The organism is Sphingomonas sp. PvP055 (assembly GCF_040546365.1).
Lineage (GTDB): Bacteria > Pseudomonadota > Alphaproteobacteria > Sphingomonadales > Sphingomonadaceae > Sphingomonas > Sphingomonas echinoides_A.
The window spans coordinates 61,306-84,111 of sequence record NZ_JBEPNS010000001.1; the positions used below are offsets into that span (position 1 = coordinate 61,306).

Below are 22,806 nucleotides of genomic sequence, written 5' to 3' on the forward strand. Positions count from 1 at the left end.
CAAACGAGGGGGCGAACCAAGAGTGCGGACGGAATATCTGTGGATGGCCCCGCTGGCGGCACTGGTGATCGGGTACCTGCTTGGTTCGATCCCGTTCGGTGTCCTGCTGACGCAGATGGCGGGTGCGGGCGACTTGCGACAGGTCGGATCGGGCAACATCGGCGCCACCAACGTGCTGCGCACGGGCCGCAAGGGGCTGGCGGCGGCGACGCTGTTCCTTGATGCCGCCAAGGGCTTCTTCGCGGTCTGGCTGGCTGATGCGTATCTCGGCGGGAACGGCGTGGTCGCTGCGGCGGCGGTGTTCCTCGGACACCTCTATCCGGTGTGGCTCGGCTTTCGCGGGGGCAAGGGCGTGGCGACGCTGCTCGGCATCGTGCTCGCGTTGCATTGGCCGGTCGGCGTGGTGTTCGCCGCCGTGTGGATCGCGCTACTTGCCCTGGTGCGCATCTCCTCGCTGGCGGGGATGTGCGCGGCGGTCAGCGCGCCGTTGTCGGCGGCTTATTTCTCCAAGTTCGACATCGTATTGCTGCTGCTCGCGCTCGCCTTGCTCGTGTTGTGGAAGCATCGCAGCAATATCGATCGGCTGATCAGCGGCACCGAACCCCGCGTCGGCCAGAAAAGTGGCTGATCCGGACCGGAGCAGCGGCGACGCCATCGCGCGGCTCCGTCTGATCCGGACCGCACAGGTCGGCCCCGTCACCTACGCTCAGTTGATCGCGCGCTTCGGTTCGGCCGATGCCGCGATCGCCGCGCTTCCGCAGCTCGCCGCGCGCGGCGGGGGGAAGCCGCCCGCGGTTGCCCCGGTGGCGCTCGCCGAACGCGAACTGGCAACGGTGCGACGCCTCGGCGCGCGCCATCTCTTTCTCGGCCAGCCCAACTATCCGGCATTGCTGGCGGAACTCGACGATGCCCCGCCCGCGCTGATCGTCCGCGGCGACACGGGGTTGCTCGCGCGGACGCCGGTCGCGATGGTCGGCGCGCGCAACGCCTCGGCTGCAGCGTGCCGGTTCGCGCGTCAGCTGGCGGCGGAGCTCGGCCGCGAGCAGGTCGTCGTCGTGTCGGGACTGGCGCGCGGGGTCGATACCGCGGCGCATGTCGGGTCGATCGCGACGGGGACGATCGCGGTGATCGCAGGCGGGATCGACGTGGTTTATCCGCCCGAAAATGCAGCGTTGCAGGAGCAGATCGCAACCGAAGGCCTGCTGATCGCCGAGCAACCCCCGGGCACCGAACCCCGCGCACGGCACTTCCCGTACCGCAACCGCATCATCGCCGGGCTGGCGCTCGGGACGGTAGTGGTTGAAGCCGCGCCCCGATCCGGCTCGTTGATCACCGCACGGCTTGCCGGAGAGTTCGGGCGCGAGGTGATGGCGGTCCCCGGAAGCCCGCTCGATCCGCGCGCGCAGGGGTGCAACGGGCTGATCCGAGACGGCGCGACTCTGATACAATCGGCCGCGGACGTGCTGGAAACGATCCGGCCGATCGACGGGCGCATGGTAGAAAGCCCGCACAGCGCCTTCCGCGCACCGCCCCCGGAGGACGCCAGCGATGCGGACCGCCGCGCGATAATCGGCCTCCTCGGCCCGGTGCCTGTCGCGATCGACGAGCTGATTCGGCAATCGGGCGCATCGCCCGCGATCGTCCAGACCGTACTGCTCGAACTCGAACTCGCCGGGCGGTTGGAACGGCATGCGGGCGGGCGAGTGGCGCTGCTTTGACCGTCCCGACCCTTGGCAAGTCGCCGACGCGGTCATACGTCGCGGTTACAGGTTGCTTGACGGCCACCGATCCGCCTCTCCATCCTCGCGCGTACACGTAAGGACGCAATAGACCCCCATGCAGCTTGTCATCGTCGAATCGCCCGCCAAGGCGAAGACCATCGAGAAATACCTCGGTTCGGATTACCGCGTGCTCGCCAGCTACGGCCACGTCCGCGACCTTCCGCCCAAGGACGGATCGGTGAACCCCGACGAGGGGTTCGCGATGGAGTGGGAGAATTACGCGGACAAGACCAAGCAGCTCAAGGCAATCACCGATCTCGCCAAGACCGCCGACCGCCTGATCCTCGCGACCGATCCGGATCGCGAGGGCGAGGCGATTTCGTGGCACGTCCAGGAAGTGCTGCGCAATCGCAAGGCGCTCCCCAAGGACGTCCAGCGCGTCACCTTCAACGCGATCACCAAGGCGACCGTGACGGATGCGATGAAACATCCGCGCGAGCTCGATACCGATCTGATCGACGCCTATCGCGCGCGCCGCGCGCTCGATTATCTGGTCGGCTTCACGCTTTCGCCGGTGCTGTGGCGCAAGCTGCCCGGCGCCAAGTCGGCCGGACGCGTGCAGTCGGTCGCGCTGCGCCTCATCGTCAGCCGCGAGCGCGAGATCGAAGCGTTCCGGCCGCAGGAATATTGGTCGGTCATCGCCGACATGGAGCAGGACGGCACGCCGTTCCAGGCGCGGCTCGTTACGTTCGAGGGCAAGAAGCTCGATCGCCTGTCGATCGGCGAGGAAGGCGTCGCCAACCGCGCCAAGGCCGCGGTCGAGCAAGGGCATTTCACGGTCCAGTCGGTCGAGGTGAAGCCCGCGACGCGCAACCCGCCGCCGCCGTTCACCACCTCGACGCTCCAGCAGGAAGCCTCGCGCAAGCTCGGTTTCTCGGCGGATCACACGATGCGGATCGCGCAGGGCCTCTATGAGGACGGCGCGATCACCTACATGCGGACCGACGGCGTGCAGATGGATTCGAGCGCGATCTCGGCCGCACGCCATGCGGTCGCGAACCGCTATGACGCGAGCTATGTCCCGGACAAGCCGCGCGTCTACCAGACCAAGGCGAAGAACGCGCAAGAAGCGCACGAGGCGATCCGCCCGACCGATTTTTCCAAGGACAAGGCCGGCGGCGGGGATCATGCGCGGTTGTATGATCTGATCTGGAAGCGTGCGCTCGCGAGCCAGATGGCGAGCGCGCGGATGGAGCGCACCACGGTCGAAATGGCGGACGGCACCGGCCATACCGCCCTGCGCGCGACCGGTCAGGTGATGCTGTTCCCAGGTTATCTCGCTTTGTACGAGGAAGGTTCTGACGACACGCAGGACGAGGACGCCAAGCGCCTGCCGCGGCTGCGCGAAGGCGATGCGCCCGCCAAGAAGGGCGTCACCGCCGAACAGCATTTCACCCAGCCGCCGCCGCGCTTTTCGGAAGCGTCGCTGGTCAAGCGTCTGGAGGAGCTCGGGATCGGGCGTCCGTCGACCTATGCGTCGATCATCAAGACCCTCAAGGACCGCGAGTACGTCCGGGTCGAGAAGAACCGCTTCTTCGCCGAGGAATCGGGGCGTCTGGTGACCGCGTTTCTCGAACGATTCTTCGAGAAATATGTGAGTTACGACTTCACCTCGGGCCTCGAGGACGAGCTCGACGAAGTCTCGGGCGGGCGTGCCGAATGGCAGGCGGTGCTGGAAGCATTCTGGAAGGACTTCAAGCCGCGGACGACCGAGGTGATGGAGCAGAAGCCGTCCGAAGTGACCGCCGAGCTCGACAAGTTCCTCGCGCCCTATCTCTTCCCGCCGATGGCGGACGGCGGCGACCCGCGGCTGTGCCCGAATTGCGGCCAGGGGCAGCTTGCGCTGCGCGGCGGCAAGTTCGGCGCGTTCGTGGCGTGCTCCAATTACCCCGAGTGCAAATACACCCGCCGCTTCGGCCAGCCGGGTGCGGACGGCGAGGGTGTCGACACGGGGCCGGAAACGCTCGGCAACGATCCTGAGACCGGCCTGCCGGTCGAGCGCAAATCGGGGCGGTTCGGACCGTATATCCAGATCGGCGAGGGCGAGACGCGCAAGATGGCGTCGATCCCGAAGGATATCGGCGAGCTCGATCTGCAATGGGCGCTCAAATTGCTGTCGCTGCCGCGGACTATCGGCACGCATCCCGAAACCGGCGAACCGATCACGGCGGCGATCGGCCGCTATGGCCCGTATCTCAAGCATGCGGGCAAATATGCGCGGCTGACCTCGACCGAAGACGTGTTCGAAACGGGGATGAACGCGGCGGTGGTGAAGCTCGCCGAAGCTGCGGCGGGCGGCGGGCGTCCGCAGCGCGGCGCACAGGCGCCGCTCAAGGTGCTTGGCTTGCATCCGCGGAGCGAAGCCGAGATCAAGCTGATGGAGGGCCGCTACGGCGCCTACGTCACCGACGGCACGACCAACGCAACACTGCCCAAGTCGATCGAGAAGGATGCGCTGACGCTGGAGGAAGCCGCCCAGCTGATCGACGCGCGCGCGGCGGCGGCACCGCCGACCAAGGGGAAGAAGAAGGCGGCAGCCAAGAAACCGGCGGCGAAAAAGGCTCCAGCGAAGAAGGTGACGGCCAAAGCGAGCGACGCGGCCGATGCGGAAACCGCGGCACCGGCGAAGAAGGCACCCGCCAAAAAGCCTGCTGCGAAGAAACCAGTCGCGAAGAAGCCGGCCGCCAAAAAGACCGCCGACTAGCGCTTAGGGCCCGTTTGGACGCGATCCCTTCCAACCCGTTCGCCCTGAGCGCAGTCGAAGGGCTCCTCGCACCATTGGCTTAGGCCTGTGATGCGGGGGCTTCGACGTCGCTCAGTCCGAACGGGTCAGGCACGCGCCCCTCAGGCGCCGACCAGCAGCCCCTCCCGCGCGATCTTGTCCTTCCACACCAACGGCGCGAGCTGATGCACGTTCGCGCCCGACGAATCGACCGCGACCGTTACCGGGAAATCGACGACCTCGAACTCGTAGATCGCCTCCATCCCGAGGTCCTCGAACCCGACGACCTTCGAGCCCTTGATCGCGCGCGCGACGAGATACGCCGCGCCACCGACCGCCATCAGATACGCGCTCTTGCCCTCGGCGATCGCCTTGGTCGCATCGGGCCCGCGCTCGGCCTTGCCGACCATCGCGAGCAGGCCCTGCCCCAGCATCATCCGCGTGAACGAATCCATCCGCGTCGCGGTCGTAGGACCAGCCGGGCCAACCACCTCGTCGCCGACCGGATCGACCGGCCCGACATAATAAATCACTCGGCCCGCGAACGCGACCGGCAGCGGCTCGCCCTTGTCGAGCATGTCCTTGATCCGCTTGTGCGCGGCATCGCGGCCGGTCAGCATCTTGCCGTTGAGCAACAGCCGGTCGCCCTGCTTCCAACCCTGCACGTCGGCCGGGGTCAGCGTGTCGAGATTTACGCGGATCGCGGCCTGGTCGGGCACCCAGTGCACGTCGGGCCACTCGTCGAGCTTGGGCGCTTCGAGATACGCCGGCCCGCTGCCGTCGAGCAAGAAATGCGCGTGGCGCGTCGCGGCGCAATTGGGGATCATCGCGACCGGCTTGCCCGCGGCGTGGCACGGCGCGTCCATGATCTTGACGTCGAGGATGGTCGACAGCCCGCCCAGCCCCTGCGCGCCGATGCCGAGCGCGTTGACCTTGTCGAAAATCTCGATCCGCAACGCCTCGATGTCGGTCTTCGGCCCGCGCGCCTTCAACGGCCCCATGTCGATCGGTTCCATCAGCGCCTGCTTGGCGAGCAGCATGCAATGCTCCGCGGTCCCGCCGATCCCGATCCCGAGCATCCCCGGCGGGCACCAGCCAGCCCCCATCTGCGGGAGCATCTCGAGCACCCAGTCGACGATCGAGTCGCTCGGGTTCATCATCTTGAACTTGGACTTGTTCTCGCTCCCGCCGCCCTTCGCCGCGACATCGACCGAGACGCGCGATCCCGGCACCAGCTCGACGTGGAGCACCGACGGCGTATTGTCCTTGGTGTTGCGCCGCGTGAAGGCGGGGTCCGCGAGGATCGACGCGCGCAGCTTGTTCTCGGGGTTGAGATACGCAAGCCGGACGCCTTCGTCGACGACCTGCTGGAGCGAGCGGCTGGTATCGTCGAGCCGGCAGTCCATCCCCCATTTCACGAAGACGTTGACGATCCCGGTATCCTGGCAGATCGGACGATGCCCTTCCGCGCACATCCGCGAGTTGGTCAGGATCTGCGCGATCGCATCCTTGGCGGCGGGGCCCTGCTCGGCCTCATACGCCGCGCCCAGCCCGCGGATATAGTCCATCGGATGATAGAAACTGATGAACTGCAGCGCGTCGGCGACGCTTTCGATCAGATCGGCTTCACGGATAATCGTGGTCATGAGCGCTTCCCGTACTGGCGTTTGCCCTGCCTTATGCCGCGCGAGCGGCCGCGCCAAGTCGCGGACTTCGAACGACGGGTTCGTTAACCACCTCCTTCAAGGCAAACTGTAAGGGTCGTGGGCTACGAGTCGGTGCGATGCGTATCCGTACAACCCCTCTTCGCGCGCTCCGCGTTGCGTTCGTCGCGCTGTGGATCGATCTGTCCCCCAGCGCGCTCGCGTCGGAAGCGCATCGCGATGCGCTGCGTCGCCAGTTGCGGCTGCTCTCCGCGACTTGGCCCTTCGCGTTGGTGACGACGATCGTGGCGTCGTCGCTACTGGCCTGGACCGCATCGACCCTGCATGCGACCGGAGTGATGATCGCGGCGATCGTCGCCGGGCTGGTCCTCGCGATTTCGGGAATGCTGCTGATCGCGACGCTGCGACATACGACGTCGCGACGCTGGCAACCGCATGTCAAGATTCGCCTGGCGACCCTATCCGCCGCGCTCGGCGGCGCTTCGGTACTGGCGCTGCTGTTCGCGACCAGCCTGCTCCCGCCGGGGCCGGCGCGCGGATGGCGAATTACGTCATGACGTTCGCCACCATGATCGTGATGATCGTCGCATTGTATCCCGTACGCGCGGCGTCGATCGGGTTTGGCGCTGGCTTGCTGGCGACGCTCGGCGTGCAGGACCGGTTCGGAATGGGATGGTGGATTGGCGTCGGCGTGCTGTTGATGCTGACCACCGTCGCCTACCGGCTTGTCCTGTTCGAACGCAGTACGGTCGCGCAGCGCGATCTCGACAATGCGCAGGGCCGGATGGCGACGCGGCTCGTCGCCGAATTCGAAACGCATTCGAGCGGATGGTTCTGGCAGACCAATGCCGAAGGTGAGGTCACCTATCTGACCAGCAAGGTTGCGCTCGAACTCGACCTGCCCGATACTCCCGCGATCGGCGAGCCACTGTCGCAGCTGTTCCGGATGGACGGCGCGCTGACCGAGACAGAGCGGACGATCGCGTTCCACCTCTCGTCGCGCACAGCGTTTTCCAACTATTCGGTCCGCCCGGTCAGTCGCGCCAAGCTCGAACGCTGGTGGTCGATGTCGGGCCGACCGATCTTCGACGAGGACGGCATCTTTCTCGGTTTCGTCGGCAGCGGCACCGACTTGACCGAACGCCGCCGTGCGGACGCCGAGATCACGCGGCTCGCCTTGTTCGACGGGCTGACCGGGCTCGCCAACCGCCAACGGTTGCGCCTTGCGCTCGACCAGATGCTGGCGCAGCCAGCGATGTCGCAGCGGATGATCAGCCTGTTCCTGCTCGACCTCGATCGCTTCAAGTCGGTCAACGACACGCTCGGCCACCAGATGGGCGATGCGTTGCTCAAGCAGGTCGCGCAGCGGTTGCAACGCGCGATCGGGGATGCGGGACTGGTCGGGCGGCTCGGCGGTGACGAATTCCAGGTGATCATGCCCGGCCATGCCGACCGCGACAAACTTGGCGAGCTCGCGCGCCGGGTGATCTTCGACCTGTCGCAACCCTATTCGATCGAGGGCTCGGCGATCAGCATCGGCTGCTCGATCGGAGTCGCGGTCGCGCCGCAGGACGGCGCCGATTCGGAGACGCTGATCCGCAATGCCGATCTCGCGCTGTATGCCGCAAAGGGCGATGGCCGCGGGATCCATCGCTTCTTCCGCGACGAATTGCTGATCGGCGCGCAAAGCAAGAAGCAGCTGGAGGACGATCTGCGCCGGGCGCTGGTCGGCAACCAATTCTATCTCGCCTATCAGCCGGTGGTCGATACGCGCTCCGAACGGATCGTCGGGTATGAGGCGCTGCTGCGCTGGGAGCATCCGACCCGCGGGCTCGTCAGTCCGGCCGAATTCATCCCGGTGGCGGAGGATTGCGGCCTGATCGAAAGCATCGGCGAATGGGTACTGCGGACCGCGTGCAGCGAGGCGGCGGGCTGGCCCGGCGACGTGCGCGTCGCGGTCAACGTCTCGCCGATCCAGTTCGCCAATCCGGTCCTGCCCTCACTGGTCACCTCGGCGCTCGCGAAATCGGGAATCGCGCCGCACCGGCTCGAGCTGGAGATCACCGAAGGTGTCTTCCTCGACGAAAGCGCCGCGTCGGAACAGATGTTCAAGACGCTTAAAGGGTGCGGAGTCCGGCTCGCGCTCGATGATTTCGGAACGGGCTATTCGTCGCTCGGCTATCTGAAGAAAGCGCCGTTCGACAAGATCAAGATTGACCAGAGTTTCGTCAAGGGCGCGACGATCGCAGGCAATCGCAACGCCGCGATCATCCGCGCGATCGTCTCGCTGGCGGATGCGCTGGGCATGGATACGACTGCGGAAGGGGTCGAGAACCACGACGAGATCACGCTGATCCGCGATCTGGGGTGCAGCCATATCCAGGGCTACGTCTACGGCAAGCCGACCCGCGCGGCGGACGTCTTGCTGCAACTCGAGGTCGGTGGCGGAATGGCGACCGCAAGCGGCTACCAGATCACGCGCAACCCGCGCACCGCAATGCTGCGCAACGCCCGCATTGAGGCGGGCGCGGCGAGCGGGGACGTGCGGATCCGCAACATCTCGTCGACCGGCGTGATGATCGAAGGGATCGAGGTCGATGAGGCGTCGATCGATCTGGACGTGCTGATCGAGTTGATCGAGGACCAGATGTTCCCTGCCAAATTGCGCTGGGCTTCGGACGGGCGAGCCGGACTGGAATTCGCCGAGACGTTCAATCTCGAACGACTCACGCCGCCTGGCGTGCCCCAGGCAGCGCGCAAGGCGGGGTAATTCCGCGCCGCAGGCCATTTCCGCAACCGATGCGACCAAAGGCCGCGCGATGGAATCGCGCGGCCCGTTCGGTCACTTGGCTGTGGTTGCGGTCGTCGGCGCGACGGCAGGCGCGGTCGGGGTCGTTGCGCCAGCGGTCGTTGCGGCGGGCGCTGCAACCGGCGGCGGCGGCGGGGCGCCATTCTGCCCGTCAGGACCATCGGGACCCTCCGGTCCACCGGGACCATCCGGTCCCCCGCGTCCGTGCGGGCCACGCGGGCCGCCGGGACCACCGGGGCCGCCGCGCGGCGGCATCGGGCGAAGTGCGGTCACCTTGCCGTCTGCGCCGACCAGAAACGACGCGTGAAGCATGTTGCGGCCGAAACGCCCTTGAACGCTAACCGTCTGGCCAACGCCGATCAGGCTGGTCCCATCGACCTGCCGTCCGCCTTCTACCAGCGTACGCCCGCTGCCATCGGCCAGGATGAACATCGGTCCATAGACTTCAGCGACCTTGCCGCGCACCGTGACGACGCTGCCGGTATCGGTCAGCGACCGGATCGCGACGGGCTTGATCGGTGCCATTTCGACAGAGGGCGTCGTCATCTGCGCGACGGTCGCACCGCCGCCGACGCCGACGGCCAGCAAAGCCGCTGCGATCAGGGCACCCCGCGGCGAGATCTTGCGGCGCGATGTGGTGGTGGTGTCTTCAATCATCGGTAAACTCCTTGGGTTGGTGTCCAGCCTTCTACCGAGTCGTCCCACCGGCCCACTGAACCTTGCGGTTCAGTTTGGGTTTAGACCCGCAAGCTAGCCGGATCCCCGAAGCTAGCCAGATCTTGTCGCGGCATCCTGTCGCGCCACCGCCTACGAAAGAGCCGCCTTATGCGTATCCTGCTGGTCGAGGACGACGCCGCGCTGGCAGAGGCCACCGCCAAGGCGCTCCGCGCGGAGCATTTCGCGGTCGATATCGCGGAGAATGGCGAGGACGGCGCGCATCTCGGCGATACCGAAACCTATGACGCGGCGGTGCTCGATCTGGGGCTGCCGCGCAAATCGGGGATCACCGTGCTCGAGGAATGGCGGGCCGCCGGGCGCGCGCTGCCGGTGCTGATCCTCACCGCGCGCGATGGCTGGTCCGAAAAGGTCGCGGGGTTTCGCGCGGGCGCGGACGATTATTTGACCAAGCCGTTCCGAATCGAGGAACTCGTCATGCGGCTGCGCGCGTTGGTGCGCCGGTCAGCGGGGCATGCCGCGGCGCGGATCGTGTGTGGTCCGATCGCGTTCGACGCGCAGACCGGCCAGGTCGAGCGCGACGGGCTCCCGCTCCGCCTCACCGCACTCGAATGGCGTGTGCTGTCGACGCTGATGCTGCGCAAGGGCGTGGTGGTCGAACGGCTCGACCTGATGGAGCATATCTACGAAGGCGACGCGGACCCCGATTCGAACTCGCTCGAGGTGATCGTCGGACGGCTGCGCAAGAAGATCGGCGCGGACCTGATCGAGACGGTCCGCGGGCGCGGCTATCGGATCGTGGCGGCGTGAGCGCGACGTCTAGTTCCCCCAACTGCCGTCATGTTGCCGCCGGCCGGCGGCAAGCATGACCCTCCTGCCCCGCTCACTCTACGGGCGCCTGCTCGTCACCGCGCTGGTCGCGACACTCGCGGCGCTCGCCTTTGCCGCGCTGACGATCGGCGCGGTGCTCGACCGGTTTGTGATGCAGGGGCTGGACGATCGGCTCGATTCGCAGATCGCCATCCTCGAACAGGCGGTGCGCCCGGACGGCAGCATCGACCGCGATCGCCTGATCCTCGCCGCGCCTTATGCCGACCCGGCAAGCGGCTGGGACTGGCGGATCGATGCGGCGGGAAAGACGATCGCCTCTCCCGCCGCCCCGAACGTCGATGCGATGCGCGCGCCGTGGGCAGCGCTTCCCCCGTCCCTCCCCGAACCGCCACCGGGAGACGGCCCGGACGCGCCACGCCGGCACGGTCGCCCTAACGATCATACCCGTGCGCTCGACTGGCGCGACCAGCACGGGTCGCGGCACGCGCGCAGCCTGCTGCTCGCCACGCCCGCCGGTCAGGTCCGCATCACGGCCTCGGCGCCGCGCGCGATCGTCGAACGACCGCTGCGCGCCGCGATGGCGCCACTGCTCGGGTCGTTGCTGCTGCTCGGTGTTGCGCTCGGCATCGCGACGCTGGTGCAGTTGCGCGTCGGGCTTGCTCCGCTTGGTCGGATGCGGACCGCCCTCGCGGCGGTGCGCGGTGGGCGGGCAACCACGATTCCCGCGGACCAACCGCGCGAGCTCGCCCCGCTCGCCGCCGAGATCAACGCGCTGCTGGAGGAGAATGCCGCCGCGCTCGCCAATGCGCGCGGGCATGTCGCCAATCTCGCGCACGGGCTCAAGACCCCGCTCGCGACGCTCGCGCTCACGGTCCGCCCGCTCGATTCGGACGGGTCGCTCGCGGCACAGATCGCCCGGATCGATCAGGCGGTGCGGCACCACCTCGGCCGCGCCCGCGCCGCGACCCCGGGTGCGGCCGCGCGGGTTGCGACCCCGCTCGCCCCGGTCGTCGCGGATCTGGCGGCGGCGCTTGCGCGGATCCATGCCGAACGCGGAATCACCGCCGAAGTCGCGATCGACCCCGCGCTCGCGGTGGCGGTCGACCGGCAGGATCTCGACGAGCTGGTCGGCAATCTACTCGACAACGCATGGCGCTGGGCAACGAATCGCATCGTGGTGACAGCAAACCGGTCGCAAGGTGACCGATTCGCCACGCTGACGATCGCGGACGACGGCCCCGGCATCCCCGAAACGACCCGCGCCGCGGCGTTGTCCGCGGGGCAGAGGCTCGACGAACGCGGCGACGGCCACGGCTTCGGCCTGTCGATCGCAGCCGAGCTCGCAACCCTGTATGGCGGCACGCTGACACTCGACACGGCGACGATCGGCGGGCTAGCGGTGCGCATCACGCTTCCCGTGGCGGCCGACGGCGCCGGTTGACCGCGCGGCGTGAAATAAATGTCACGTTCCCGGTTCGGTCTCTTGCCTTTCTGCAACGCCAGCTTTGACCGCGCGTCGCTCCTCCCACGGCATCGCAAAGAGTCGCCAACGGACGAGTTTTAGCGACGAGCCGAGTCCCCGAAATGTCATTTACCGTCTTGCGTGATGGACGGGATCGGCACAATCTGTAGGGGTAAGGTTCGGGGGCGAACCCAACAACTGGTAGAACGAAGCGTACGACCTTATATCGTACAGGAGACCCGACCGGCATCGCGGATGCGGCAGTGGTCAGTTTTTGTTCTCACCGATCGCCCCTGAAATGCTAACGAGGGGGCTCGTCCCCCGAGTCGAACGAAGATCGAACGGATCGGGAACGAATATCGTGTCCGATCCCGGTACTTCGAGATGTCATCAGGGGCGAGACAATGGATTTTCGGGATACCGAGGAAGTGAAGACGGATATGGCAACCGACATGATCGAGGCGCTCGCAGCAAGCGTTCAGGCGCCACAGGCAGCTGCCCAGGACACTGATCGCAACGGCGCAGATCGCAAGCTCGCGGCGCGCGGCGATTCCAAGGAAGTCCACGTGCAGCTGTACCCGGTCGAAGTCGACCATTCGCGAGATGCGCTGCTGACCGATTTCGGCAAGGAAACGCTGCGCGACCGCTACCTGCTCCCGGGCGAGACGTTCCAGGACCTGTTCGTCCGCGTGGCCTCGGCCTATGCCGACAACGAAGCGCATGCGCAGCGGCTCTACGGCTATATTTCGCGCCTGTGGTTCATGCCCGCGACGCCGGTGTTGTCGAACGGCGGCACCGGGCGCGGCCTGCCGATCTCGTGCTTCCTCAACTCGGTCCCCGACAGCCTCGGCGGGATCGTCGACACGTGGAACGAGAACGTCTGGCTCGCCTCGCGCGGCGGCGGGATCGGCACCTATTGGGGCAACGTCCGCGGGATCGGCGAGCCGGTCGGCCTCAACGGCAAGACCTCGGGCATCATCCCGTTCGTCCGCGTGATGGATTCGCTCACCCTCGCGATCAGCCAGGGCTCGCTGCGGCGTGGCTCGGCCGCCTGCTATCTCGACGTATCGCACCCCGAGATCGAGGAATTCCTCGAAATCCGCAAACCCTCGGGCGATTTCAATCGCAAGGCGCTCAACCTGCACCACGGCGTGCTGATCACCGACGCGTTCATGGAAGCGGTCCGCGAGGGCAGCGAATGGACTTTGGTCAGCCCCAAGGACGGCTCGGCACGCGCCACGGTCGATGCGCGCTCGCTGTTCCAGAAGCTGGTCGAGACGCGGCTTGCCACCGGTGAGCCGTACATCGTCTTCGCGGATCACGTGAACAAGGGCATGCCGCGCCACCACCGCGAACTCGGGCTCAAGGTGTCGACGTCGAACCTGTGCAGCGAGATCACGCTGCCGACCGGCACCGACCATCTCGGCAATGAGCGCACCGCAGTCTGCTGCCTGTCGTCGCTCAACCTCGAGACGTGGGACCAGTGGAAGGACGAGAAGGGCTTCATCGAGGACGTCATGCGCTTCCTCGACAACGTCCTGCAGGACTTCATCGACCGCGCCGAGCCCGGCATGGAGCGCGCCGCCTATTCGGCGATGCGCGAGCGCTCGGTCGGCCTCGGCGTGATGGGCTATCACTCGTTTCTTCAGGCGCGTGGGTTAGCGTTCGAGGGCGCGATGGCGAAGTCGTGGAACCTGCGGATGTTCAAGCACATCAAGGCGCAGGTCGACGAAGCATCGATGCACCTCGCGGTCGAGCGCGGGCCCTGCCCTGACGCGGCGGATCGTGGCGTGATGGAGCGGTTCAGCTGCAAGATGGCGATCGCGCCGACCGCGTCGATCAGCATCATCTGCGGCGGCACCTCGGCGTGCATCGAGCCGATCCCCGCGAACATCTACACCCATAAGACGCTCAGCGGCTCGTTCTCGATCAAGAATCCGTATCTCGAAAAGCTGCTGGTCGCCAAGTCGAAGAATTCGGATGCGATCTGGAACTCGATCCTCGAACAGGGCGGGTCGGTCCAGCATCTCGAGTTCCTCGATGTCGAGGAAAAGGACTGCTTCAAGACCAGCTTCGAGATCGACCAGCGCTGGCTGCTCGAACTCCAGGCGGACCGCACGCCCTATATCGACCAGTCGACCTCGCTCAACCTGTTCATCCCGGCCGACGTCGAGAAGTGGGACCTGTTGATGCTCCACTTCCGCGCGTGGGAATTGGGGATCAAGTCGCTCTACTATCTGCGCTCCAAGTCGGTGCAGCGCGCCGGTTTCGCAGGCGGGGTCGAGAACGACAATACGATCGAGAAGCCGCAATATGAGTTCGAGACGACCGATTACGACGAGTGTCTCGCCTGCCAGTGATGCGATAGCGGGGGTGTCGGGTGGCACCTTCCCCGGACCGGATCGGTCGCGCCCCCGACAACCTGCAGTCTCGAATAGGTAAAAGCCGCCGTGCCCGACGTTCAGATCCTCACGATGCAAGACGGGTGGCGCGATCTCGCGCGATCCGTTACGCGTCGACAACGATCGGTTGGGCCGCGATGGACATACCGATCTTCCGCTTGCGGTGCGCGCGACGCGTCCCGTACGGCGGCTCTACTTTTGCACTGTACCGGCCCCTCGCGGTCGGGTCTGCAACGACGCGCGTATCCTGTTGTCGGCACGACACCAACCATACGCCCGTTGCCCGGTCCGTTCACGACGGCCCTCGTGCCGGCGAGACCGAGGGGGCCCACCATGTCCGCTACGACCGCTTATGATGGCTATGAGGCCTGGAAAGGCTGGAGCGAGGATCAGTTCATGACCCTCGACCAGACGGACCGCGCGTATTTCGACCTCGAGATGCGCGGCGTTCCGGTGACCGGCGAGCACGTCCTCGAAATCGGGTTCGGCAACGGCAGCTTCCTTGCCTGGGCGAAGGCGCAGGGCGCCTTGCTGTGCGGAACAGAATTGTCGGAGCAGGGCCAGGCCTCCGCCGCGAACCGTGGCGTTGAGGTCCTGCCGGTCGACCTTGCGCAGTCAGTAGCGACACATCGCGCGCGCTTCGGCGTGATCGCGGCGTTCGACGTGTTCGAACATCTCTCGTTCGACGCGATCCGCACGATGCTCGATCAGATCGGCGCGTTGCTTCGCCCAGGCGGGCTTTGCGTGGTCCGCTTTCCCAATGGGCAAGGCCTTTTGTCCGGGCTGTACCAGGCGGGGGATTATACGCATGTCTCGACGCTGTCGGCGTCCATCATGACGCAATTCGTCCACGGCACAGTCCTAGACATCGTCCGTGCCGACAGCAGCGCGATCCCCGATCGCGGCCTCGCCTGGAAAGCACGCAGCCTGCTACGTCGTGGGTTCGAGGCACTGTTGTGCCGGTTGTACGGCTTTCGCGCGCCGCTCGGCCCCAACCTCACCGTGGTCCTTCGCAAAAAAGAGGGCGCCGCATGAGCGACGCCCTCTCCTGTATCGGTCACGGCGCGCAGGGCGCTCCGGATGCCGGATTACTTTTCTTCTTCGAACGTCACCGCGACGTCGGCATTCGCGCTGAGACGGACCTTGCCGTCCTCGATGTCCGCGACCAGGCCAAGCGAGATGTAATGGTGATGCCCTTCGTGGCTGGTCGTGCCTTCCTTGACCTGCGCACCCGAGTCCTTCTTGGTCAGCTTGATCCGGCCGCCCTCGACACGGTCGACCGTGCCGACATGGACGCCGTCTGCGCCGATGACTTCGGCATGTTCTTGAATCTGCGATGCGTCGACCATGATGGTAGCTCCTGTGGTGTGATTGCGGGTCTCCAACGCATGCCTGCGGGAATCGATGCACGGCGGGTGCTGCAGTGACCCTGTCGATCGGCATCATGTTCGCGGTTGCGGCGCTGTTCACACTCATTGGCGCGGGGCTTCTCCTTGCTCTGCTGCGGCCAGCGAGCGAGGCCCGCGTTTACGCGTTTCGAATGATGGGAATTATGGCGATGTCCTTGGGCGTAGTGCTACTGATGTCGGCGACTGCCATGCTGCGCTGGAGTGTAACCCCTTGACCGACACGCTTATTCAGCCGCAAACGCCAGGGCTTGCGGCCACTGCCGCCAATCCCGAACACCGCAAGATCGCAGCCTATCCTGTATTCGACTGGTTGCGTTTCATCCTCGCGTCGATCGTCGTGCTCGTCCATGCCGGCATCCGGTTTCCGGCGCCGATCGACGGGAGTCTCGCGGTCGGCGTTTTTCTTGCGCTCAGCGGATGGCTGATCGGCGGCATTCTGCTCCAGACCGAATGGGCAGAGCTTCCGCGCTTCTTCTACAACCGCGCGACCAGGATCTGGTGCCCGTATTTCGCGACGCTGATCCTGCTCTACACGACTGCGGTGATTGGCCACGGGGTCGACGTCAACTGGTTTAAGTATCTGTTCTACGATACGACGTTCACCCATATCACTTGGACGGTCTTCCCGCGCGCGCTGGGGGAGATGCCGCTCAAGGGCACCGGAAATCACTTCTGGAGCATCTCGGTCGAAGAGCAATTTTACCTGTTCGCACCACTGCTGATGCTCGTGTGGAAATGGGGCAAGCAGCTTTGGACGTGGGTGATCGTTGCCGCGGTGCTGCTCGCGCTGCAATCGGTGTTCGCGCCGATCGCGCTGGGTGTCCTCGCGGCGGTGGCCAATCGCGATTATGGTACGAACGCGGCTGGCGTGGCGTGGAACGCAACCTATCGCGGTCCGCTGATCGCTGCGGTCGTGGCCGCCGTTCTCGTGGCCGTCGCAGCGTATTTCCCGCTACAGCAGGTGCGCGCACTGTTGGCGGTGGCAGTCGTTCTAGCAGCCGCGGTTCCGGGGAAACGCCAACCACTCGGCGTGTTCGTCGGCGCGATTTCCTATCCGCTCTACCTCAATCATTGGATGGGAGGTTACGTGGTCAACGCGATTGCGCATCGAGTCGGCACCCCGCCTATTGGCGTCCTGCAAGCCTTGGACTATCTTGCGTCCATCCCGATCGCGATCGCCGCCTGGTTCCTGATCGACCGGCAAGTGATGACGTATCGCAACCGTTGGTACACGCGCCAGCGCGGCCAATGGCTGGGCGCAACCGCCTATGCCTTGCTCGCAATTGGCTTGACCGGCGGATTTCTCATTCACCGGGCGGGCGGCTGATGCCGCTGTCCCGTGCCGTTTTTCCTTTCAAATACAGCGTTCCGGAGTAGCCCCCATGTCCCTCACCGAAGCCCGCAAGCAGTATAAGCCGTTCGAATACCCCTGGGCGTTCGATTTCTGGAAGCGCCAGCAGCAGATCCACTGGATGCCCGAGGAAGTGCCGTTGGGCGAGGATTGCCGCGACTGGGCGCAGAAGCTCAGCGACCATGAGCGCAACTTGCTGACGCAGATCTTCCGCTTCTTCACCCAGGCGGACGTCGAGGTGCAGGATTGCTATCACGAGAAATACGGCCGCATCTTCAAGCCGACCGAGATCAAGATGATGCTGGCCGCGTTCAGCAACATGGAGACGGTGCATATCGCCGCCTACAGCCATCTGCTCGACACGATCGGCATGCCCGAGAGCGAGTATGGCGCCTTCCTCGAATATAGCGAGATGAAGGACAAGCACGATTACCTGCAGACGTTCGGCGTCGATTCGGACGAGGACATCGCCAAGACGCTCGCGATGTTCGGCGGCTTCACCGAGGGGCTGCAGCTGTTCGCGTCGTTCGCGATGCTGATGAACTTCCCGCGCTTCAACAAGATGAAGGGCATGGGGCAGATCGTCACCTGGTCGATCCGCGACGAATCGCTCCACTGCGAGGGCATCATCAAGCTGTTCCACGCCTTCTGCGCGGAGCGGAACTGCCTGACCAAATCGGTGCGCGACGACATTGCCGACATGTGCCAGCACACCGTCCGGCTCGAGGACAATTTCATCGACCTCGCGTTCGAAATGGGCCCGGTCAACGGCATGACGCCCAAGGAAATCAAGAAGTACATCCGCTACATCGCCGACTGGCGGCTGGGGCAGCTTGGGATGAAGCCGATCTACATGATTGACGAACACCCCCTCCCCTGGCTCGCGCCGATGCTCAACGGCGTCGAGCACGCCAACTTCTTCGAACAGCGCGCGACGGAATATTCGAAGGCAGCGACGCGCGGCAACTGGAACGAGGTGTGGGACGGGTTCGACAAGCGCCAGAAGGCCAAGGCCGGCCCATCGGGCATGGTGTTCGCGAACGAGGACTCGGACGCGGGGGACATGTTCTCGCGGGCTGGAGTTGCGGCGGAGTAAGTCGCGCCGGGCGCGGGATTAGCGCAAGCTAATCCCCGCCTCCAGGCGGACGCTAGCGATGCTCAGCCGCATCGCTGCCGATCGCTGCGCCGAGGTAGCAAGCGCATGGCATGACTATTTCCCCGAAGGGGACCGAAGTCGGCTTCGACGCAGATTAGATGTGGGTCGAGCTCGATGACGGCCGCACGCTCGGCATGCCGCTCGCCTGGTTTCCGCAGCTGTTCGGTGCCAGCCCGGCCGATCTCGGCACGGTCCAGATCAGCCAGCACGGCCTCCATTGGAAAACGCTCGACGAAGACATTGCCATCGCCGGCCTGCTCGCCGGCAGGGGCGACCGGGCAATGTTCCCAAAAACTGGGCTGCTTGACGCTCCCAAATGACACGCTGCCCGTTGCGGCAAGTTTCATTGCATTAAGGCCGCAAACCGGGGCGAAGACATGCCCCCCTTCAGCGCCGCGCTCGCCCCAGCAGCCCCCTCACGCCACACGCTCCAGAAAGTCCGAAACATAGCGCGTCCACTGCGCCCGGCTGTATTCCCCACCGGCGCGAACCGCATCGACCGAAGCCAGCGCCCGCGCCGCGTCAGGATCCTCGTGGATCGCCAGGATCGCTTCCTGGAGCCGCTCCGTGTCCCCGGCGGGAACAAGCACGGTCCCCGCGAAATCCTCCGTATATTCCGCGGTTCCGCGCGACACGCTCGTGATGATCGGCAGGCCAAGCAGGCGGGCGCTGACGATCGTGATATGCCCGCAGCAGGTTTCCGGCCCGAGCAGCGGCACCAGCAGCATCTCCGCCCCCGCCGCCAGCGCCCAGCATTCCGAGAGCGGCACGTTGTAGCGCACGGTCATGTTGGACGGGACATCGACCAGCGCGGGATGGGGGCGGGCGATGACGAGGAAGGTGACCTCTGGCAAGGCGCGTGCCGTCGTGACGAGCGTCCTGAAATCACGCCCTTCCCCGCCGATCGCGACCACATAGGGACGCTCCGGCAAGACCGCATCGGCGGCGAGCACCGGCCGGTCCTGTGTCCAGGTCACGGGCTGAAAGCGCGCGCGATCGATCCCGAAGGCGCTCGCATACATATCCGCTTCGAACTGCGTATAGACGCAGAATTGATCGACCCGCGCGAAGCGCTCCGCCATCTTGCTCCGCTCCGCCTGTGCGGGCAGGTCGGTGAAATTGAACGCGAAGGCCAGATGCGGCGGCAGTTTCTTCCCGCCGTGCGCGGCGACTGCATTGGTCATGCGCGGCATGTGCGAGATAATCGCGGCAGAACCTCGTGCGGCATATACGGCCTCGAAAGCCGCGCGATATCGGGAGATCCGCGGACGCTGGATCTTGTGTTCCAGCATATTACGCGGAAGCCCCGAGAACCGTCGCCACAGAACCGTACGATCCTCCAGGGCCGACAAGTCGATGAAGGGGTCATCAACCGAATTCAATTCGGATACGTTCACGACGACAAGCGGCTTCATTCAACACCCCCCCAGGCAGCTGGTCTAATCAATCCGGCCAAGTCACGGGATTCCGTGACGATGACCGATCCGATTCCAACCTCTCCTGCAGGAGATTCAGATCTCCTTTTTATACCAGGATACTGGAGGCTTACTTACTCAATCTTGATAGCATAGTTTGCATTTGCAAGAAACAACACAGTGACTCATCCCAGTCACTGTAGGGTTACGTACAATATCACTCAGAGACATTGTATTATAAAGACTTACAAAGCGATCCTGCAATCAATCGCTGGATCGTATCCCCCCGCCCAAGTTTACCGCAGCCAGGACAGGACGAACGGCCGCCCGGGCGCGCCGGCCCCATTCGGCGCTGCGACATGGATGTCCTGCCGATGGAACTGCCGATACAGCACCACGCTCAGCACCGCGGCGTAAAAGCACCACACCGAGGCGAAGGCATAGCCCTTCACCAGATGTACCACCGTCAGCCCGATCACGTTGAGCACGCCATATCCCCGCACCACGCGGTGGGTCGACAGCAGCAGCGCGCCGCACGTTGCCAGGATATACAGCAGCGACACCCACAGCCGGCTCGTCACCGGGTTGCTATAGGCGATCGAATGCTGGTCGATGACGGCGCAAGTCGGTGCGATCACCAGCCCCGCCATGTCCCATACGAACACCAATGCGCCGACGCCGGTCAACCCGACGATCACGCGGCGCCGCCACCCTCGTGGCTCCACCAGCGCGACCGCGGTCGGCATCAGCAGCGGCAGGATCCCGATCGCATAAAACGTGAACAGGAACACGCTGTGATCGACCGCATAGCGCCCGAGCCGCCCCTCCAGCGACAGCCACACCAGCCCTTCCGAAAACTGGTGGAACGCGAACAGCAGCGGCACGCTGGCGAACAGGAGCGCGCGCGGTTCGCGCACGTGCCGCAGCGTGGCGACGCCGATCGTGGCGAGCACGGCGGAAGCGGTAAAGCTGGCGGTGGCGGAGAAGCACATCGTCGGTCCCTCGGGCGCGGAGCCGCCGGGGTCTGTGTGGGGGGATTTGGGGCGGGTGGGAAGAGCCGGAACGTTTCAAAGCCCCTCCCCTTCAGGGGAGGGGTTGGGGTGGGGCAGTCCAGCAAAGCCAACCTCTCTACGAGGCACTTCCCCACCCCCAACCCCTCCCCCGAGGGGGAGGGGCTTAAGGAAAATGTCAGGCCCGCGCGCCTTCGACCACGCCACCCGAATTGTGCCGCAGCGCCTTGAGCACCGTCTCGACGATCGCATCCGCATCCAGCCCCGCCTCGGCATATTGCGCCTCGGGCTTGTCCTGGTCCTGGAACGTATCGGGCAACCGCAGCGTGCGCAGCTTGAGCCCCGCGTCGATCAACCCGGTGTCGCTCGCGAAGGTCAGCACATGCGCGCCAAGCCCGCCAATTGCGGATTCCTCGATCGTCACCGCGACTTCGTGGCTGGTCAGCAGCTTGCGGATCAACTCCTCGTCGAGCGGCTTGGCAAAGCGCAGATCGGCGACCGTGGTCGACAACCCCTTCGCCTCAAGCGCATCCGCCGCCTTCAAAGCCTCGCCGAGACGCGTCCCCAGGGCCATGATCGCGACCTTGTGCCCCTGGCGGACGATCCGCCCTTTGCCGATCTCGAGCCGCTCGGCAACCTCGGGCATCGCGACACCGGTGCCGTTGCCACGCGGATAGCGCACCGCGATCGGCCCACTGTCGTGCAAAGCCGCCGTGTGCGTCATGTGGACCAGCTCGGCTTCGTCCGACGGCGCCATCACCACCATGTTGGGGAGCGTCGCGAGATAGGTCACGTCGAACGACCCGGCATGCGTTGCGCCGTCGGCACCGACCAGTCCGGCGCGGTCGATCGCGAAACGGACCGGCAGGTTCTGGATGCAGACGTCGTGGACGACCTGATCGTAGGCGCGCTGGAGGAAGGTCGAATAGATCGCGCAGAACGGCCGCATCCCCTGCGCGGCGAGGCCCGCGGCGAAGGTGACGGCATGCTGCTCGGCGATGCCGACGTCGAAGAAGCGGTCGGGATAGGTCTTGGAGAACCCATCGAGCCCGGTCCCCGACGGCATCGCCGCGGTGATCGCGCAGATCGTCGGGTCGCTGGCGGCTTCCTTGAGGAGCTGCGCACCGAACACGTTCTGGTACTGCGGCGGCCCCGGGGGTGCCTTGGTCTGGACGCCCGAGATCACGTCGAACTTCTGGACGCCGTGGTACTTGTCCGCCGCGGCCTCGGCCGGGGCATAGCCCTTGCCTTTCTTGGTCACGACATGGACGAGAATCGGGCCCTCTTCGGCATCGCGGACGTTCTCGAGCACTGGGATCAGCTGCTCGAGGTTATGCCCGTCGATCGGCCCGACATAATAGAAGCCGAGTTCCTCGAACAGCGTGCCGCCCATCGCGAGCCCGCGTGCGAATTCGTCGGCCTTGCTCAGCCCAGAGGCGAATGGGCGCGGCAGCTTCTTGGCAAGCTTCTTGGCGAGTTCGCGGAAGCCAAGGAATTCCCGGCTCGACACGATTCGCGAGAGATAGGCCGACAGCCCGCCGACCGGCGGCGCGATCGACATGTCATTGTCGTTGAGGATCACGACCAGCCGGTTGCCCGCCTGCGCCGCATTGTTCATCGCTTCATACGCCATGCCCGCGGACATCGCGCCGTCGCCGATCACCGCGATCGCCTTGCCGGGCTTGTCCGCGATCTTGTTGGCGATCGCGAAGCCGAGCGACGCCGAGATCGAGGTCGAGCTGTGCGCCGCGCCGAACGGGTCATATTCGCTCTCGGACCGCTTGGTGAAGCCCGACAGCCCGCCGCCCATCCGCAGCGTGCGGATCCGGTCGCGCCGTCCGGTCAGGATCTTGTGCGGATAGCATTGGTGACCAACGTCCCACACCAGCCGGTCGCGCGGCGTATCGAACACGTAGTGAATCGCGACGGTCAGCTCGACCACGCCGAGCCCCGAACCGAGGTGCCCCCCGGTCACACCGACAGCGGCAATCGTCTCCTGCCGCAGCTCGTCGGCAAGCGCGCGCAGCTCGGTCGCAGGGAGGGTCCGCAGATCTGCGGGAACATTGACCGTATCGAGTAACGGCGTCTTGAGAGCGTCAACCATCAGGCCTGTTTAGCG

19 protein-coding genes are annotated in these 22,806 nt (G+C 65.5%); 13 read left to right on the forward strand and 6 right to left on the reverse strand.

Annotated features, from left to right (window positions below; all coding sequences use genetic code 11):
* Positions 1 to 43 precede the first annotated feature (43 nt).
* From plsY to topA, 3 genes are all read left to right on the forward strand, one after another.
* A complete protein-coding gene (gene plsY, locus ABIC16_RS00315) occupies positions 44 to 628 on the forward strand; it encodes a glycerol-3-phosphate 1-O-acyltransferase PlsY (RefSeq protein WP_354289629.1) in 585 nt (194 codons plus the stop codon).
* On the forward strand, positions 621 to 1,718 hold the full coding sequence (gene dprA, locus ABIC16_RS00320) for a DNA-processing protein DprA (protein ID WP_354289630.1): 1,098 nt from the start codon (positions 621 to 623) through the stop codon (positions 1,716 to 1,718). Before plsY ends, dprA begins: the two co-directional genes overlap by 8 nt.
* A 118-nt stretch (positions 1,719 to 1,836) precedes the next feature.
* Complete coding sequence (topA, locus tag ABIC16_RS00325) at positions 1,837 to 4,485, forward strand: type I DNA topoisomerase (RefSeq protein ID WP_354289631.1); 2,649 nt, start codon at positions 1,837 to 1,839, stop codon at positions 4,483 to 4,485.
* Between the two features lie 140 nt (positions 4,486 to 4,625).
* Here topA and ABIC16_RS00330 read toward each other — a convergent pair whose 3' ends face one another.
* Positions 4,626 to 6,149: a fumarate hydratase gene (locus ABIC16_RS00330; protein ID WP_354289632.1), complete on the reverse strand. Its 1,524-nt coding sequence runs from the start codon at positions 6,147 to 6,149 to the stop codon at positions 4,626 to 4,628.
* Between the two features lie 137 nt (positions 6,150 to 6,286).
* Between ABIC16_RS00330 and ABIC16_RS00335 the strand changes: the two genes are divergently transcribed.
* Together ABIC16_RS00335 and ABIC16_RS00340 are read left to right on the forward strand one after the other, a co-directional pair.
* Entirely contained in the window at positions 6,287 to 6,724 is a 438-nt protein-coding gene (locus tag ABIC16_RS00335) for a hypothetical protein (protein ID WP_354289633.1), read from the forward strand.
* Complete coding sequence (locus ABIC16_RS00340) at positions 6,721 to 8,937, forward strand: putative bifunctional diguanylate cyclase/phosphodiesterase (RefSeq protein WP_354289634.1); 2,217 nt, start codon at positions 6,721 to 6,723, stop codon at positions 8,935 to 8,937. Before ABIC16_RS00335 ends, ABIC16_RS00340 begins: the two co-directional genes overlap by 4 nt.
* A 72-nt stretch (positions 8,938 to 9,009) precedes the next feature.
* On the opposite strand, the gene ABIC16_RS00345 is transcribed toward ABIC16_RS00340, so the two are convergent.
* Entirely contained in the window at positions 9,010 to 9,633 is a 624-nt protein-coding gene (locus ABIC16_RS00345) for a hypothetical protein (protein WP_354289635.1), read from the reverse strand.
* A 168-nt stretch (positions 9,634 to 9,801) separates the two neighbouring features.
* Here ABIC16_RS00345 and ABIC16_RS00350 point away from each other — a divergent pair, with 168 nt between their 5' ends.
* The 4 genes from ABIC16_RS00350 (at position 9,802) to ABIC16_RS00365 (ending at position 15,381) form a co-directional block, all read left to right on the forward strand.
* The gene (locus ABIC16_RS00350) at positions 9,802 to 10,461 is read left to right on the forward strand and encodes a response regulator (protein ID WP_277968895.1); all 660 of its coding nucleotides are present in this window, start codon (positions 9,802 to 9,804) and stop codon (positions 10,459 to 10,461) included.
* A 55-nt stretch (positions 10,462 to 10,516) separates the two neighbouring features.
* Positions 10,517 to 11,923, forward strand: coding sequence for a sensor histidine kinase (locus tag ABIC16_RS00355; RefSeq protein ID WP_354289636.1), 1,407 nt, complete (start codon positions 10,517 to 10,519; stop codon positions 11,921 to 11,923).
* A gap of 425 nt (positions 11,924 to 12,348) precedes the next feature.
* Positions 12,349 to 14,304, forward strand: a complete 1,956-nt coding sequence (locus tag ABIC16_RS00360; protein ID WP_354289637.1) for a ribonucleoside-diphosphate reductase subunit alpha — start codon at positions 12,349 to 12,351, stop codon at positions 14,302 to 14,304.
* Between the two features lie 375 nt (positions 14,305 to 14,679).
* The gene (locus ABIC16_RS00365; RefSeq protein ID WP_354289638.1) at positions 14,680 to 15,381 is read left to right on the forward strand and encodes a class I SAM-dependent methyltransferase; all 702 of its coding nucleotides are present in this window, start codon (positions 14,680 to 14,682) and stop codon (positions 15,379 to 15,381) included.
* Positions 15,382 to 15,434: 53 nt separating this feature from the next.
* On the opposite strand, the gene ABIC16_RS00370 is transcribed toward ABIC16_RS00365, so the two are convergent.
* The gene (locus ABIC16_RS00370; protein ID WP_354289639.1) at positions 15,435 to 15,695 is read right to left on the reverse strand and encodes a DUF2171 domain-containing protein; all 261 of its coding nucleotides are present in this window, start codon (positions 15,693 to 15,695) and stop codon (positions 15,435 to 15,437) included.
* Between the two features lie 74 nt (positions 15,696 to 15,769).
* Here ABIC16_RS00370 and ABIC16_RS00375 point away from each other — a divergent pair, with 74 nt between their 5' ends.
* The 4 genes from ABIC16_RS00375 (at position 15,770) to ABIC16_RS00390 (ending at position 18,582) form a co-directional block, all read left to right on the forward strand.
* The gene (locus ABIC16_RS00375) at positions 15,770 to 15,970 is read left to right on the forward strand and encodes a hypothetical protein (protein WP_277968900.1); all 201 of its coding nucleotides are present in this window, start codon (positions 15,770 to 15,772) and stop codon (positions 15,968 to 15,970) included.
* Entirely contained in the window at positions 15,967 to 17,082 is a 1,116-nt protein-coding gene (locus ABIC16_RS00380; protein ID WP_354289640.1) for an acyltransferase family protein, read from the forward strand. The genes ABIC16_RS00375 and ABIC16_RS00380 overlap by 4 nt, the downstream gene beginning before the upstream one ends.
* 55 nt (positions 17,083 to 17,137) lie before the next feature.
* Positions 17,138 to 18,202, forward strand: a complete 1,065-nt coding sequence (locus ABIC16_RS00385) for a ribonucleotide-diphosphate reductase subunit beta (RefSeq protein ID WP_354289641.1) — start codon at positions 17,138 to 17,140, stop codon at positions 18,200 to 18,202.
* A 158-nt stretch (positions 18,203 to 18,360) separates the two neighbouring features.
* A complete protein-coding gene (locus ABIC16_RS00390) occupies positions 18,361 to 18,582 on the forward strand; it encodes a DUF2442 domain-containing protein (RefSeq protein ID WP_354289642.1) in 222 nt (73 codons plus the stop codon).
* A 96-nt stretch (positions 18,583 to 18,678) separates the two neighbouring features.
* On the opposite strand, the gene ABIC16_RS00395 is transcribed toward ABIC16_RS00390, so the two are convergent.
* The 3 genes from ABIC16_RS00395 to dxs form a co-directional block, all read right to left on the reverse strand.
* Positions 18,679 to 19,446 (reverse strand): glycosyltransferase, encoded by a 768-nt coding sequence (locus tag ABIC16_RS00395; RefSeq protein WP_354289643.1) that lies wholly within the window; start codon positions 19,444 to 19,446, stop codon positions 18,679 to 18,681.
* 527 nt (positions 19,447 to 19,973) lie between these two features.
* Positions 19,974 to 20,669: a DUF6629 family protein gene (locus ABIC16_RS00400; RefSeq protein ID WP_354289644.1), complete on the reverse strand. Its 696-nt coding sequence runs from the start codon at positions 20,667 to 20,669 to the stop codon at positions 19,974 to 19,976.
* A gap of 196 nt (positions 20,670 to 20,865) precedes the next feature.
* Positions 20,866 to 22,791: a 1-deoxy-D-xylulose-5-phosphate synthase gene (dxs, locus tag ABIC16_RS00405; protein WP_277970950.1), complete on the reverse strand. Its 1,926-nt coding sequence runs from the start codon at positions 22,789 to 22,791 to the stop codon at positions 20,866 to 20,868.
* Between the last annotated feature and the right edge of the window lie 15 nt (positions 22,792 to 22,806).